At 41.2% G+C, this 14,446-nt stretch carries 15 protein-coding genes; 9 read left to right on the top strand and 6 right to left on the bottom strand.

The window, feature by feature from the left end:
- The first annotated feature begins 2 nt into the window (after positions 1–2).
- Both Q4597_RS10610 and Q4597_RS10605 read left to right on the top strand, forming a co-directional pair.
- Complete coding sequence (locus Q4597_RS10610; RefSeq protein WP_303406195.1) at positions 3–374, top strand: hypothetical protein; 372 nt, start codon at positions 3–5, stop codon at positions 372–374.
- A 414-nt stretch (positions 375–788) separates the two neighbouring features.
- Positions 789–2,405 carry a M28 family metallopeptidase gene (locus Q4597_RS10605; protein WP_303406194.1) on the top strand — a complete coding sequence of 539 codons (1,617 nt, stop codon included), beginning with the start codon at positions 789–791 and terminating at the stop codon, positions 2,403–2,405.
- 20 nt (positions 2,406–2,425) lie between these two features.
- Here Q4597_RS10605 and Q4597_RS10600 read toward each other — a convergent pair whose 3' ends face one another.
- Both Q4597_RS10600 and Q4597_RS10595 read right to left on the bottom strand, forming a co-directional pair.
- A complete protein-coding gene (locus Q4597_RS10600) occupies positions 2,426–3,160 on the bottom strand; it encodes a LytTR family DNA-binding domain-containing protein (protein WP_303406193.1) in 735 nt (244 codons plus the stop codon).
- A 2-nt stretch (positions 3,161–3,162) separates the two neighbouring features.
- Entirely contained in the window at positions 3,163–5,124 is a 1,962-nt protein-coding gene (locus Q4597_RS10595; protein WP_303406192.1) for a histidine kinase dimerization/phosphoacceptor domain -containing protein, read from the bottom strand.
- Between the two features lie 217 nt (positions 5,125–5,341).
- Between Q4597_RS10595 and Q4597_RS10590 the strand changes: the two genes are divergently transcribed.
- Complete coding sequence (locus Q4597_RS10590) at positions 5,342–5,866, top strand: ester cyclase (RefSeq protein WP_303406191.1); 525 nt, start codon at positions 5,342–5,344, stop codon at positions 5,864–5,866.
- A gap of 267 nt (positions 5,867–6,133) precedes the next feature.
- Here Q4597_RS10590 and Q4597_RS10585 read toward each other — a convergent pair whose 3' ends face one another.
- The gene (locus tag Q4597_RS10585; RefSeq protein ID WP_303406190.1) at positions 6,134–6,313 is read right to left on the bottom strand and encodes a hypothetical protein; all 180 of its coding nucleotides are present in this window, start codon (positions 6,311–6,313) and stop codon (positions 6,134–6,136) included.
- 172 nt (positions 6,314–6,485) lie between these two features.
- Between Q4597_RS10585 and Q4597_RS10580 the strand changes: the two genes are divergently transcribed.
- The 6 genes from Q4597_RS10580 (at position 6,486) to Q4597_RS10555 (ending at position 11,884) form a co-directional block, all read left to right on the top strand.
- A complete protein-coding gene (locus Q4597_RS10580; protein WP_303406189.1) occupies positions 6,486–8,078 on the top strand; it encodes a glycoside hydrolase family 32 protein in 1,593 nt (530 codons plus the stop codon).
- Positions 8,079–8,220: 142 nt separating this feature from the next.
- Entirely contained in the window at positions 8,221–8,982 is a 762-nt protein-coding gene (locus tag Q4597_RS10575) for an SDR family oxidoreductase (protein WP_303406188.1), read from the top strand.
- 13 nt (positions 8,983–8,995) lie between these two features.
- Positions 8,996–9,910, top strand: coding sequence for an AraC family transcriptional regulator (locus Q4597_RS10570; RefSeq protein ID WP_303406187.1), 915 nt, complete (start codon positions 8,996–8,998; stop codon positions 9,908–9,910).
- A gap of 78 nt (positions 9,911–9,988) precedes the next feature.
- The gene (locus Q4597_RS10565) at positions 9,989–10,552 is read left to right on the top strand and encodes a Crp/Fnr family transcriptional regulator (protein WP_289062372.1); all 564 of its coding nucleotides are present in this window, start codon (positions 9,989–9,991) and stop codon (positions 10,550–10,552) included.
- 66 nt (positions 10,553–10,618) lie between these two features.
- Positions 10,619–10,945, top strand: coding sequence for a multidrug efflux SMR transporter (locus tag Q4597_RS10560; protein WP_215914189.1), 327 nt, complete (start codon positions 10,619–10,621; stop codon positions 10,943–10,945).
- Between the two features lie 66 nt (positions 10,946–11,011).
- The gene (locus Q4597_RS10555) at positions 11,012–11,884 is read left to right on the top strand and encodes an RluA family pseudouridine synthase (protein ID WP_303406186.1); all 873 of its coding nucleotides are present in this window, start codon (positions 11,012–11,014) and stop codon (positions 11,882–11,884) included.
- 18 nt (positions 11,885–11,902) lie between these two features.
- On the opposite strand, the gene thiH is transcribed toward Q4597_RS10555, so the two are convergent.
- The 3 genes from thiH to thiE are packed head-to-tail and all read right to left on the bottom strand — an operon-like array spanning position 11,903 to position 14,446.
- On the bottom strand, positions 11,903–13,009 hold the full coding sequence (gene thiH, locus Q4597_RS10550; protein WP_303406185.1) for a 2-iminoacetate synthase ThiH: 1,107 nt from the start codon (positions 13,007–13,009) through the stop codon (positions 11,903–11,905).
- A gap of 10 nt (positions 13,010–13,019) precedes the next feature.
- Complete coding sequence (locus Q4597_RS10545; RefSeq protein WP_303406184.1) at positions 13,020–13,790, bottom strand: thiazole synthase; 771 nt, start codon at positions 13,788–13,790, stop codon at positions 13,020–13,022.
- A 2-nt stretch (positions 13,791–13,792) separates the two neighbouring features.
- Positions 13,793–14,446 (bottom strand): thiamine phosphate synthase, encoded by a 654-nt coding sequence (thiE, locus tag Q4597_RS10540; protein WP_303406183.1) that lies wholly within the window; start codon positions 14,444–14,446, stop codon positions 13,793–13,795.

Here is a 14,446-nt window from a genome sequence, read left to right as displayed (position 1 = left end):
ATATGAAAGTCGTTTTATCAATTAAACCAGAATTTGCCTTTAAGATTTTTGATGGGTCTAAAAAATTTGAATTTAGAAAAGCCATTTTTAAAAATAATAATGTAAAATCTATAATAGTTTATGCATCATCGCCTGTTCAAAAAGTAATTGGCGAATTTGAAATCGGTAAAATCTTCAATAATGACCTTGAAACGCTTTGGAACTTGACAAAAGAACATTCGGGAATTACAGAAGATTTTTTTTATGAATATTTTTCGGAGAGAGAAAAAGGGTTTGCCATTCAAGTTAAGAACAAGAAAAAATACAAAAAACCAAAATGTTTGAAAGCGGATTTTAATTTACATCCACCGCAATCATTTGCTTACGTGAAATAACACACTATTTTGAAAAAAGAACTGAGTCAAAAAACAACTGTATTTTTCAATTGAACCCTATAATTTTCATAGTGTACCCCAAGAACCACTAACTACATTTCATTCCTTGGACCTTCAAACACCACATATGAGCCTTTTAGAATTTCTTTTAGGCAAAAATACAATGACTACATAGGGTATAATCAAATTTTACATTCCCTCTTCGCCTTCAATTCAAAAAAATGTAGTAATTTTTTACCCGCTAAGGTCTTACGTAAGGCCTACTCCCCAAAACATGTTTCCCCTTTTTATGGTATAGGTGCAAAATTTGAGCTAAAATAGTACACGTAAGAGTGTACCTTAGCTTCGGGTGGTTCTACTCCCACGGGTTACGCCCCACCCCAATGATATCCGGCAGTTCAAAAAAAAACCGTTATGAAAAATTATGTGAAATTTTTATTGGTACTCCTGCTCGCAAGTTGTGGCAACCCTACAACGGTGGCCCCAAAATTGGCGGAAGTAGACCAGAACACGCTTGCCAAACATATAGAACGCTTGGCATCAGATGAATTTTTAGGCAGAAAGCCCTTTACGGAGGGAGAGGTAAAAACGGTAAACTACCTAAAGGACGAGTTTGAAAAGTTGGGTGTTTACCCCGGAAACGGAGATAGCTATTTTCAAGAAGTGCCCATGGTAGAAATTACGGGCACGCCTTCCGAAAAAATGGTCATTTCCGGTAAAGAGGGCAGTTTTAACCTAGATGTACTAAAAGATTTTGTGGCCACCACCAGCAAGGTTACCCCAAATGTTAGCTTGGACAATTCCGAACTTGTTTTTGCGGGTTACGGTATTGTAGCCCCAGAATACGACTGGAACGATTATGAAGGTATTGACTGGAAGGGCAAAACGGCCGTGGTCCTGATCAATGATCCCGGTTTCCAGTCCGGAGATTCTACCTTGTTCAAAGGCAATGAAATGACCTATTACGGGCGTTGGACGTATAAATACGAAGAAGCGGCACGGCAGGGCGCCAAAGGCCTTATCATCATTCACGATACGGAACCTGCCTCCTATGGTTGGAACGTTGTGGAGTCCGGTTGGAGCGGTTCCAAGTTGATCATAGAAAGTGAGCAGCCCCTTTTGGATGTGGAGTCATGGATCAGTGGGCCAAGTGCCGAGCTGTTGTTTGATGCTTCGGTCATGAAGGGCGAAGATTATAAAACACTGGCCAGAAGTAGGGTCTTTAAGCCTATTTCGTTAGACCTGGACGTGTCGGTGGCCATTCAGAATAAAATAAAAAAGGACGTTTCTAAGAATGTAATCGGGCTTATTCCCGGAACGGACCTAAAGGACGAGGTTATTATCTACTCCGCCCATTGGGACCATTTTGGGGTAGGCAAGGCCATTGATGGCGACTCCATTTATAACGGTGCCGTAGACAATGCTTCCGGTACCGCGGGTCTTTTGGCCTTGGCCGAAGCGTTCAAAAAAACGGACACCACCAGACGCTCCATTGCCTTTATTGCGGTTACCGGAGAAGAGCAAGGTTTGCTGGGTTCTGCCTATTATTCTGAAAATCCCATTTATGACCCCAAAAAAACCGTGGCCAATATTAATATTGACGCGCTATCTAGCCCCGGAAAAATGAAAGACCTGACCATTACCGGTTTTGGGCAGTCCGAAATGGATGAATACGCCGAAGCGGCCGCCCTAAAACAGGACCGCTACATTATTCCAGACCCTGATGCGGAAAAAGGGTATTTCTTTAGATCGGACCATTTCAATTTTGCCAAAATTGGTATTCCGGCCTTATACGCCAGTGGTTCCCATGAAGGTTTAGATATGAGTATTGAGGAGATCAAAGAACTGAAAGCGGACTACCTTACACATACCTATCACCAACCTTCGGACGAATACGATCCCGAAACCACCGAACTGAGCGGTGTACGGTTTGACCTGCAGTTATTTTACGATGTAGGATTGCGACTGGCCAATGAGGATTATTTTCCCAAATGGTACGATGGAAGCGAATTTAAAGCAGCCCGGAAGTAACAACGATTCCGCTCCAGACTTTAAATGGTCTGTATACGCTTGAACAAAAATTCCTTATGCGATTTGCTTAACGGAATTACCTTTCTACTGATTTCCAGATGGCCGTCCGCAATGACGTCCAATTTAGAAATATTGACCACATAGGAACGATGCACACGCATAAAAGTGGCATTGGGCAAGCGCTCCAACATGTTTTTTAGGGTACAGCTCAAGACCAGATTTCCGGTTTTGGTCACTACCGTGCAATAGTTTCGGTCTGCCTCAATATACAAGATATCCTCTAAGAGCAATTTTTCCATTTTACCGTTGTGACGAATAAATACGCGATCGCCCAGCACTTCCATATCCGTCAAAGGGTCCGTGACTGTTTCTTCCTTCTCCACCAGTTGGTCCGCCACCAATTCTATGGTGCGCTGCAGGTTCAATTTATTGAAAGGTTTGGTAATATAGGCCTTGGGCCTGGTTTCCTTGGCTTGGGCAAACGTAGCTTCGTCCGCATTGGCGGTAAGATAGATTACGGGAATATCCTTAAACTGTTGAATGGCCTTTGCGGTCTGAATTCCGTTTAGATTTCCCTTTAGGTTAATATCCAACAACAAAATATCCGGCGCGTTCTCCTTGGCGTGGGTTACGGCCTCTTCTCCCCTAGTAACGATACCCGTAACCTCGTACCCCAGATTGCCCAGTTGTAACGAGATGTTGGCGGCAATGATCATATCATCCTCTACAATAAGTATACGGGTTCCTTTTTTCATTATCAAGCGGCTTTATGTAGTTGAAATTGAATGGATACCGCAGTTCCCTGACTAACGTTGAGTACCATTTTACCATCTAATTGTTTGGTAAGCAAATCTACCAACTGCGTACCGAATCCGGTGCCTTGGGAAACCCCTTCTCCCCAATTCCCGATACCGTCATCCATAACATCTAATTGTAGCATTTGCTGTTCCTCTCTTAGACTTATTTTTATTTTTCCTTTTCGCCCGTTGGGGAAAGCATATTTTAAAGAATTGGTAAAGAGTTCGTTTACGATAAGCCCAATGGGAATGGCCATATCCACATCTAGCTCCATAGGTTCCATAACCACCTCCAAAGACACGGTTTCATTGGCGCCAAAGGCATCTACGATATATTCGCCCAACTGTTGAAAATACCCTTTCATTTCTACCGCGGCCAAGTTCTTACCGGTGTACAGTTTTTGATGGATCATACCCATGCTTTGCACCCTATGCTGACTTTCGCGCATGGCTTTAAGTACATCTTCATCATTTATACGTGCCGCCTGAAGGGATAACAGACTGGAAACCGTCTCTAGATTATTCTTGACCCTATGGTGAATTTCCTTGAGTAAAAACTCCTTTTCCTCATTCCGCTTCTGTAATATTTTGTTGACCTTAAACTTATTCTGAATGGCCTTGTAGGACAGTATTAAAAGAAGCAGCAACAAAGCCAAGATAACCACGGTAAGTTTTTGTGTGGTCTTTTGTTTGGAAATAAGGGCTTCTTGGGATTGGATCCTATCTTCTTTACCGGCCACATCAAACTCCGTTCGTAATTGCGAGGTTCTTTTGTCCGCCTCGGCGGTAAAAACATCGGCCTTGTATTTATCGTAGCGGGCAAAGGCCGCATAGGCCTCTTTGTATTGGTGATTGCCCGCATGGGCCTTGCCCAAAGCTTCATACGCCTGACTCAAGAAAAAAGCATCGCCAAAATCTTCCGTAGCAATAGTGATAGACTTTTTTAGACACTCAACCGCTTTGGCATATTCACCCTCCAGATTTTTTAGTTTGCCAATGGCCAACCAACTTCGCATGAGAAGAAAATTATTCTCCAGTAATTCTGCATACTTTATGGCGTTGACGCCTGCTTCTTCGGCCTTTTCAAATTCGTTTAAATACGAGTAGGTATCCACCAGGAGCATATACACATCACTCAGATTATTATAAAAACCATAACGCTCCCCCACAACAATAGCATGCTGAAAATAGTTGAGCGCCTGCTCATAGTCCGCCAACGCCAGATAATTATTGGCTACCACAAAGAGGGTAAAATCATAATCCAGATCGTTTATACCCCGTTCTTCATAAAGTGCCAACGATTTTAGACCGTACTCCAGCCCTGTTTTAAATTTGGACTGTTTCCAGAACAGATTACTTAGATCACTGTAAGCCATGGCAATGGCTCTTTTGTCGTTCAATTTTTCACCCAACCGCAGGCATTCCAAGGCATAATCTGCCGCTTTGCCCAGTTTTCCGCGTCTTTCGTACACATACCCTAATTGGGTGTTAAGATGGGGCAAGTCTTTTTCCAGCACTTTGCAACGTGCGCTTTCCAGTACTTTTTCGGCAGAGTCTAATTTTTCCATACGAAGCAAAATAGCAGCTTCCGTAATCTGAAAACGGCCTTCCCAGACACTATCTTTTCCGGTTTTGGTGAGCTGTAGACCTTCCTTGGTAAACTGCAAAGCCTTGTTCAAGTTCCGGGTATGCCAATAATAGGCCAGGTCATTGAGAATGGAAAACTTAAGGGTATCCGGTCTTGCGGATGGGTAGGCTCTTTCTAGGGTATCTAGGTAGGAGGCTCCAAAATTATCGGTTTCTACAAATACCTTTTTGTAAGAAAAATTGCCGTTGGACTCTATAATTTGGGCGCAAACAATACTGCAATTCAAAATAGAAAAGGCCCAGAAAGCAACAACTTTTGGTAGAATGGTTCTCATGGTTTGGCGTGCTACTCACCGAGGGAAATGAGAATGATTAAATATACGATAAAACTTGTTAGAATCCCTTTGATAAATAGAAATGAACGTTGGGACAATAATTTTAGGGTTTCGTCCGCATTGGAGAACGCCCTATGCTGAAATTATATAGTTTCATCACGAATTGAAGTGTTAAGTACCCCAAGTTCATTTATTAATTTTTATAAGACAGGTATGCATGAAGCGCATTGGACTCTTACTAACACTCTTTACGATGGTAGTGTTGTCCTGCAAAAACAATAACCAACTTCAAGCTACTACATATTCCGCACAGGAAGACCTTATACGAACCAACTTTAACAACTTCATAGAAGCATCATGGAACGCAAAAAACATGGATAGTTTAAAATCTATTGTAACAGAGAACTACACCCGTATTCAAAACGGGATTAAAGTAGTTCATAACCAAAGTGAAATGCAGGCCCTTATGAACGTTTATTTTATGGGTTTCCCGGATGCAAAAATGACCATAGACACAGTAGTAGTGAAAGACCGAAAACTTTTTACCCACTGGACCTTGAACGGAACCAATACCGGTGTTTTTAGCGGAACACCTGCTACAGGAAAAAAAATAGAACTGAAAGGTTGTGTTACCGCTTCTTTCAGCAAAAAAGGAAAGCTCATGCAAGAAGAGGTGTACTATAATGAACTAGAACTACTCCAACAACTGGGGTATACTTTGGTACCACCTGTTTTGGAATAGAAGAAGACTAAAATCCAAAAAATTAAATAGAATACGCCAAACTTTTATAAATATAAACAACCAATTAATTCGTACATATGTAATAAAACATTCCGATGAAATCTTAAAAGAGGTATCGGAACTAACAAAGAAGTAATCTCAATTAATACATTCCAAACCAGACAGGACAAACCATTGCGGAGTTTCGGGGGAAGCCAAAGTGGAGTCCTGTCGGTTTATTTATAGCTCAACTATAAACAAACAGATAGGTTATCTTATTCAAGGGAATTAAAAAGACAATGCTCTCAACGGTCTGTGGTAAACCTGTGAATTAGCTAAAATGTATTGTCCCGATAGCCTGTCTGTTTTATTGACTTCTATCTTGCTAAAAGCCAAAGTCTTATTGGTACGCCCAATAGCACCCACTCCGGATTCATCTTCAAAAAATTGGGACTTCCTTTCCATCACATATAAAAGTGTTCTAAATCAAAAACAGCCCAAAGTCCTATTAAAAATAGTTCATAAGCTCCCATTTATTATAAAAATCAATGAGGAGCACTTTCTAATTTTATATTCGCTCTTCATTGCTTAAATTTAGGAGTCTTAAAACTACGACACTTAACTAACTCAACTTATATCTATGAAAAATCTTATCTATTTTTCGCTTTTGGCCTTTCTAACCTTTAGCCTATCCTTAGGTTGTAAGGACGAACCTAAGGTTAAGGAAAATTCCAGCCCGGAAATATCGGATGTATATCAAGAAAAGCACCGGCCACAATTCCATTTCACCCCAGAAGCCAAATGGATGAACGATCCCAACGGAATGTTCTACTACAAGGGCAAATACCACCTTTTTTATCAGTATTACCCAGATAGTACCGTGTGGGGACCAATGCATTGGGGCCATGCCGAATCTAAGGATATGGTTCATTGGGAACACTTGCCCATTGCATTGTACCCAGATTCTTTAGGTCTTATTTTTTCCGGGGGTGCCGTGGTGGACCTGAACAATACTTCGGGCTTCGGTACCAAAGAGAATCCTCCTATCGTTGCTACATTTACGCATCATAATATGGCGGGAGAAAAAGCGAAAACTAACGATTTTCAGACCCAAAGTATAGCATATAGCCTAGATGAAGGCACAAAATGGACCAAATACGAGCAAAATCCCGTAATTCCGAATACGGAGAAAATTAAGGATTTTAGGGACCCAAAAGTGGTTTGGCACGAGAAATCGCAAAAATGGATTCTAGCCTTGGCCGCCTACGATAAGGTTAAATTCTATGCATCGCCAAACCTTATTGATTGGAGTTTCCTTTCCGACTTTGGTATTGAAGGTGATACTCGATTGTGGGAATGTCCCGATCTGTTTCCTATAAAGGTTAAAGGCACCGATGAAGAAAAATGGGCGCTTATCGTAAGCATCCAAAAGGACGCTCCCAATGGCGGAACCGCCACATCTTATTTTATAGGGGATTTTGATGGCAAAGATTTTAAAAGTGATATAAAAGACCAGAAATGGTTGGATTGGGGTGCGGACAATTATGCCTTTGTAACCTGGAACAATATACCGGAAAACGACGGGAGAATACTGGGCATAGGTTGGATGTCCAATTGGCAATACGCCCAAATCGTACCCACGGAAAAATGGAGAAGTGCTATGACGCTTCCACGAGAACTACAACTGGTAAAAAACAATACGGACTATAGTCTTTTGAGCATTCCGGCCCAAGAAACGCAGCTTTTGCGAAAGGATTCCGTTTCTTTAGACTCTTTTAAAGTAGAAGGTACACATGCATTGGAAGGCTCATTTTCCTCCTCGCAATTTGAAATTGTGATGGATATTGACTTAAAGGAAACTACTGCTCAATCCTTTGGAATTGAACTAAAAAACGGACTTGGAGAAAATCTGATAATCACTTTTGATAGGGCCGAAGAAAAACTATATGTAGATCGGACCAACTCCAGTACCACCAAGTTTTCCGAAGATTTCTTCAGTAAAAAACATTCCGCGCCGTATAGCCTTAAAGACGATACCTTAAAAATACAGCTCTTTGTTGACGTTTCGTCCCTAGAATTATTTCTTAATGACGGAGAACTGAATTTTACCGATATTTTCTTTCCTACAGAAAAGTTTGATACCGTTTCCTTGTTCGCCAATGACGGAAACTTGAACGTTACCAACACGAACCTGTATTCCCTTAACGGAATTTGGAATGTTGAGGAGAAATAGCCCCACAATTATAAGGGGGTAACCTTTTAGAAATAGGTCGTAAACTCTGTTTTAGTGTTGCATTTGGATACAATAATCATAGATTTTGCTACACTTACCCTATGAACTGTACTGAACTTTGTGCAAACAAAATTTAGCGACTATGAAAAAGACTAAAATCGCATTAGTAACCGGTGGAAGCCGTGGGCTGGGTAAGGATATGGCCATCAATATTTCAAAAAAAGGGATAGATGTTATCATCACCTATCACACCAATGAACAGGCTGCCAATGAGGTGGTTTCCGAAATTGAAAAGAATGGTCAAAAGGCTAAAGCCTTTCAATTGGATACGAGCAACACCAAAGAGTTTGGAAGATTTTTCAATCGGTTATCCGCTTATCTAACTGACGAATACGGCAATCCAAATTTCGATTTTCTTATAAACAATGCTGGTACCGGATTATATAACCCTATCACTGATACGACTGAGGAACAGTTTGATGAGCAAATGAACATTCACTTTAAAGGTGTGTATTTCTTGACCCAAAAGGCCTTATTATTTATAAATGACGGAGGGCGTATCATTAACATATCATCAGGTTTGACCCGGTTTTCATTTCCTGGTGCATCGGCATATGCCTGTATGAAGGGAGCCGTTGAAGTATTCACTCGCTATCTGGCCAAGGAATTAGGACCAAGAAAAATTACAGCTAACATTGTTGCCCCAGGTGCCATTGCTACCGATTTTGGGGGCGGTACGAACAGGGATGATAATGAAAAAAGACAAACCATTGCCAATATTACCGCCTTAGGTAAAGTTGGAGAACCTGAAGATATTGGTGGAGTTGTGGCTTTCCTCTGTACGGAAGATGCCCGTTGGATCAACGGCCAACGTTTAGAGGTCTCCGGGGGTATGCTGCTTTAATAATTACGTAACAATGAAAACCAACGTTCGGAAAATAGAAACCATTAGTGAATTTCATAAAATAAGAGGGCTGTCTAGCCCTCATCACCCTTTGGTGAGTTTAATTGATTACGGGCTAACCAAAATTCTTCCAGAACACATTGGAGAGCAATGGCTCTTTAATTTCTATTCCATAGGCATAAAAAGAAATGTTGGTCCGTTACGATACGGACAAAAGGAATATGATTTTGATAATGGTATACTATCCTTTATTGCGCCAGGGCAGCTATTGCGTGTGGAGCCCAACAACAAGAAAAATTTGAATCCATCCGGATGGCTACTCCTTATACATCAAGATTATATCTGGAATACGTCTCTCGCTAAAACTATAAAACAATATGATTTTTTCGACTATGCGATAAACGAGGCGCTTTTTATGTCCGAAAAAGAGGAAAGCCTACTGGAAGGTATTATGCAAAACATTAAACGGGAGATCGAAGATAATATCGATAATTTCAGCCAAAATATTATTATAGCACAAATAGAACTGTTACTTAGCTATTCCGAAAGGTTCTATGAGCGCCAATTCATTACCAGAAAGAAAAACAACCATGAAGTTCTAGTGCGATTGGAAGAAGTTCTAAACCACTATATTGACGATAACACGTTACGCGAAAAGGGCCTACCCACAGTTCAAAACGTAGCCTCTACATTACATCTCTCCCCTAATTACCTTAGCGGACTTCTTAAAAACCTGACAGGTTTAAATACCCAACAACATATTCATGAAAAACTCATTGCAAAGGCTAAGGAAAAATTATCCTCAACAGACCTATCCGTGAGTGAAATTGCCTACGAACTGGGGTTTGAGCATTCGCAATCCTTTAGCAAACTGTTCAAGGCCAAGACAAATCTTTCACCTTCAAAATTTAGGATTTCATTTAATTGATAGAAATACTATTGTCCTAGTTCGTAAATTTGAATCGAGAATTACCTCTATTCACCACGCTCGCCAAAAGGCCCTTCAATGACAATTGACGAAATAATAAACAGGATTTACCCGCTGCCACAAGATTCTAGAGAATCCCTTAAAAAGCACATTACGGAAGTGGCCTATCCCAAAGGGCACATTCTTTTAAAGGCCGAAAAAATTGAAACGAGTATTTATTTTATAAAAAAAGGAATTGTCCGGGCCTTTTCCAACTTGGCGGACCAGGAGGTTACTTTTTGGTTTGGTGCTGAAGGTGATACCATTATCTCCATGAAAAGTTATGTTGCCCTTGAAAAAGGCTATGAAGACATTGAACTCTTAGAAAATTGCGAGCTCTATGAACTGAAAACACAGGATTTGCAGAAGCTCTATGATCAAGACATCCATATTGCAAACTGGGGCCGGAAATTTGCCGAACAAGAACTAATTAAAACGGAAGAACGACTCATATTTCTTCAGTTTAAAAATGCTACGGAAAGGTATGCTTCGCTCCTAAAAAATTCCCCGGACCTTATTAAACGGGTACAATTGGGGCATATAGCTTCTTATTTAGGCATCACGCAAGTGAGCTTAAGCAGAATACGGGCAGAAATAAAATAGCCTTTCTTTTTTATCATTTGTAAAATGATTCCTCAGTTCAATCCCCGACTTTTACATAAAAAAGAAATGAACTGGATTCTCCTAGTTATAGCCGGCCTTTTTGAAGTAGCTTTTGCTTTTTGCTTAGGAAAGGCTAAAGAAGCATCAGGTAATGAAATGTATCTATGGTATTTGGGTTTCATAATCACCCTTGCCCTAAGTATGGGGCTTTTGGTGAAAGTTACCCAACATTTACCCATTGGGACCGCCTATGCGGTTTGGACAGGGATTGGAGCCGTGGGCACCGTGTTAATGGGTATTTTGGTCTTTAAGGAACCAGCATCCCTGCTTCGTATATTTTTCCTCACTACTTTAATCGGTTCTATTATTGGCCTAAAAGTGGTTTCTCATTAATGAATGAGAAAGGTTAGCTTGCTATTTAAAAATTGATTTTATCTATTTTTACTTTTTAGCCGAACCATGCAAGACAATACCACCGTAGAAACCCATAAAGTTCCTCCTCTTTCCGGTCCCTTAAGGCTTCAAGAGTATGGGGTGGGTATTTTCAGTTCCGTGCCTACGAAATCCGCTTTAAAAAAAGTACTTAAAAAAAAGTTCGTTACGGTTAACGGGATAATAGCTTCTACGGGCACCTATATTAAAGGAGGTGAAAACATTACCTTGAAGGTAACGACCGAAACTTCCCAAGGAAAAAAACTCATTTTTGACCTAAAAGTTATTTATGAGGATGACTATCTGGCCCTAATTCATAAACCGGGCGGCATTCTGGTAAGTGGCAACGGTTTTAAGACCATTGCCCATGCTTTGCCTCAGAACCTTCAACCAAGCGCATTGCCAGATACTACTAAACCGCAACCTGTACACCGGTTGGATTATGCTACAACCGGAGTGTTATTGACAGGAAAGACAGGAAGTGCCATTCGTAAGCTCAACCAACTTTTTGAGGATAAAAAAATCAAGAAGACCTACTATGCGGTAACCATTGGAACAATTCCTCCGCACGGAAAAATCACTACTCCCATAGATGATAAGTTTGCCGAAAGTCATTTTGAGATTGTCCAATCCGTTGCGTCCGAAAAATATGGAACCCTAAATCTAGTGAAACTAGACCCCAAAACCGGAAGACGCCATCAGCTACGGAAACATCTGGCTTCCCTAGGCAACCCTATTCTTGGAGACCAAACTTATGGCAAAGAAGGCTTTATTTTAAAGGGAAAAGGACTTTACCTTCATGCATATTCCCTAGAATTCATTCACCCATTTACGGATGAGAAAATCCGTATAACGGATGATTTACCGGAACGGTTTACGAAAATATTCGGTACGCTTTAGATTGGAATTGCATACGAATCAAGCAAAAATTTCCCAATCTTTAAAAACTGGCTCATAGCCCTGTTTCTTTATCATTTCCCGGATTTCCGCCGTAGAGCGTTCATCGGAAATTTCAAATTGCTCCAAAGATTCCGGTTCTGCAGTATAACCTCCCGGATTGGTCTTTGACTCCGCGCTGATAGACGTAATTCCCAATTTTATAATGTTATTTCGGAAGGTTTCACTTTCCCGTGTAGACATGGATAGCTCCACATCTTCATCTAGCAATCGGTAAGCACAAATTAACTGAACCAAATCCGCATCCGTCATTTCAACCTTTGGCTGTACATCGCCCTGGTGTGGTCTCAGCCTTGGAAACGATATACTGTACTTCGTTTTCCAATAGGTCTTTTGCAGGTATTTTAAGTGCAAGGCCGTATAAAAACTGTCAACACGCCAGTCTTCCAATCCAAACAAGGCTCCCAACCCTATTTTATGAATGCCCGCTTTTCCTAAACGGTCCGGGGTATCCAATCGGTAATTAAAATTCGATTTTTTTCCTTTGGGGTGATGCACTTTGTAAGTGGCTTCATGATACGTTTCTTGATATACCAAAACGGCATACAGTCCCGCAGCTATCAACTCCTCATACTCCTCTTGGTCCATAGGTTGGACCTCCATACTGATATTGGAGAAATGTGCCTTTATCAATTCAATGGCATGTTTGATATACGCCACACCTACTTTTCTATTGGCTTCGCCCGTTACCAGTAAAATATGGTCATAGCCCAGTTCTTTTATATGCGCTACCTCTTTTAATATTTCGGCATCGCTAAGGGTTTTACGGGGAATTTTATTGGTCATACTAAACCCGCAATAGGTGCAAATGTTCTGGCATTCATTGGACAGATACATGGGCAGATACATCTGTATGGTGTTCCCAAAACGCTTTTTGGTCAGCTGATGGCTGCGCTGTGCCATTTCTTCTAAAAAAGGCTTGGCCGCTGGAGAAATCAATGTTTTAAAATCGTCCAAAGAAATACGTTCCTTTTTAAGAACTGCAGCTACCTCCGCTTCGGTTACGGCATAAATTTCATGCTCTAGGGTATCCCAATCGTATTCCTCAAATGTATTTCTAAAAGCCATAAGGTCTATTTTAGTTTAAAAAGGACGTTAACGGACTACTCGCTTCCGCCACTTCTTTTACTGGTGCCAATTTTGCTCGGTAGGCCATTCTCCCTGCTTCAACGGCCATTTTAAAGGCAATGGCCATATCAACCGGACTAGGAGATACTGCAATGGCCGTATTGACCAAAACCGCATCTGCACCCAATTCCATGGCATAAGCCGCATGTGACGGGGCACCAATACCAGCATCTACAATTACCGGCACATTGCTCTGTTCAGTAATAATTTTCAGGAAATCATCGGTTTTTAATCCTTTGTTGCTTCCTATGGGCGCACCCAAAGGCATTACACATTGTACGCCAACCTCTTCCAATCGCTTGCACAAAACAGGATCAGCGTGAATGTAAGGCATCACTACAAATCCCAATTTCACCAATTCTTCGGCCGCCTTTAGAGTTTCTATGGGGTCTGGCAAAAGGTACCTTGGGTCTGGGTGAATTTCTAACTTCATCCAATTCGTTTCCAAAGCCTCTCGTGCCAATTGTGCTGCAAAAACCGCTTCTTTGGCCGTTCTTACTCCTGATGTATTTGGCAATAGGTTGATATGGTCCGCATTAAGGCTTTTCAACATATCATCCGATTTGTTTTCAACCTCTACCCTTTTGAGGGCAACGGTAACCAGTTCACTTTCCGAAGCTAGGACAGCTTCCCTCATTTTTTCCGAACTGGAGAATTTACCCGTACCGGTAAACAAGCGTGAAGAAAAAGTTTTATCCGCTATGTGAAGTGCATCTGTCATATTTAAAAGTTTGTTTCCCTGTTCCAAAGTTGTTCGTTCGTAGAAGGTGCTTTCAAAAGGTGGTGAAAAGCGTTTATTTTATTAAAATCCTTAGTTATTTCGCCAGAAGCCGCTATACCGTACACTCCGGTTTTTAAAATCTCCGGTACGTCTTCTATAGTAATACCGCCAATAGCAATAATGGGCATGTCCGATTTAAGTTCCTCTACAATGGCTTGATACCCCAAAAGCGGTATAATCGGACTCAAGTTTTCTTTAGTTGTCGTGAACCGAAAAGGTCCTAAACCAATATAGTCAACTCCCTTTTTCACCAAAGCCAAGCAATCATCTAAGGTATTTGCCGTTCCTCCAATGATGTAATAATCTCCCAAAAGCTTGCGGGCAACCGCGGAGTCGGCATCTGTTTTACCAAGATGCACACCATCTGCCTTTACTTCTTTGGCAATTTGATAATGGTCATTAATAATCAATCGCGTTTGAAAATGTGCAGTAATCTCCCTGGCTTTCTCGGCGGTCTTTAACACCACGCTTTTCTTTACGTTCTTTAAACGCAATTGCACTAGTTCCGCACCAGATGTACAGGCCTTCTGAATATGCTCCAGATGGTCTTCCGGTGTTTTTCCTTGTGAGATATAATGCAACTTTGGTATGTTCAT

The organism is Zobellia sp. 1_MG-2023 (genome assembly GCF_030549125.1).
Taxonomy (GTDB): Bacteria; Bacteroidota; Bacteroidia; order Flavobacteriales; family Flavobacteriaceae; genus Zobellia; species Zobellia russellii.
The sequence above is the reverse complement of the archived record's forward strand: the minus strand, read 5'-3'. Positions and strand labels throughout refer to the sequence as shown.

Bases quoted from the DNA above. Each gene is read 5' to 3' on its own strand.
- Q4597_RS10610 (WP_303406195.1), top strand. From the start codon at position 3: ATGAAAGTCGTTTTATCAATTAAACCAGAATTTGCCTTTAAGATTTTT.
- Q4597_RS10605 (WP_303406194.1), top strand. From the start codon at position 789: ATGAAAAATTATGTGAAATTTTTATTGGTACTCCTGCTCGCAAGTTGT.
- Q4597_RS10600 (WP_303406193.1), bottom strand. From the start codon at position 3,160: ATGAAAAAAGGAACCCGTATACTTATTGTAGAGGATGATATGATCATT.
- Q4597_RS10595 (WP_303406192.1), bottom strand. From the start codon at position 5,124: ATGAGAACCATTCTACCAAAAGTTGTTGCTTTCTGGGCCTTTTCTATT.
- Q4597_RS10590 (WP_303406191.1), top strand. From the start codon at position 5,342: ATGAAGCGCATTGGACTCTTACTAACACTCTTTACGATGGTAGTGTTG.
- Q4597_RS10580 (WP_303406189.1), top strand. From the start codon at position 6,486: ATGAAAAATCTTATCTATTTTTCGCTTTTGGCCTTTCTAACCTTTAGC.
- Q4597_RS10575 (WP_303406188.1), top strand. From the start codon at position 8,221: ATGAAAAAGACTAAAATCGCATTAGTAACCGGTGGAAGCCGTGGGCTG.
- Q4597_RS10570 (WP_303406187.1), top strand. From the start codon at position 8,996: ATGAAAACCAACGTTCGGAAAATAGAAACCATTAGTGAATTTCATAAA.
- Q4597_RS10565 (WP_289062372.1), top strand. From the start codon at position 9,989: ATGACAATTGACGAAATAATAAACAGGATTTACCCGCTGCCACAAGAT.
- Q4597_RS10560 (WP_215914189.1), top strand. From the start codon at position 10,619: ATGAACTGGATTCTCCTAGTTATAGCCGGCCTTTTTGAAGTAGCTTTT.
- Q4597_RS10555 (WP_303406186.1), top strand. From the start codon at position 11,012: ATGCAAGACAATACCACCGTAGAAACCCATAAAGTTCCTCCTCTTTCC.
- thiH (WP_303406185.1), bottom strand. From the start codon at position 13,009: ATGGCTTTTAGAAATACATTTGAGGAATACGATTGGGATACCCTAGAG.
- Q4597_RS10545 (WP_303406184.1), bottom strand. From the start codon at position 13,790: ATGACAGATGCACTTCACATAGCGGATAAAACTTTTTCTTCACGCTTG.
- thiE (WP_303406183.1), bottom strand. From the start codon at position 14,446: ATGAACATACCAAAGTTGCATTATATCTCACAAGGAAAAACACCGGAA.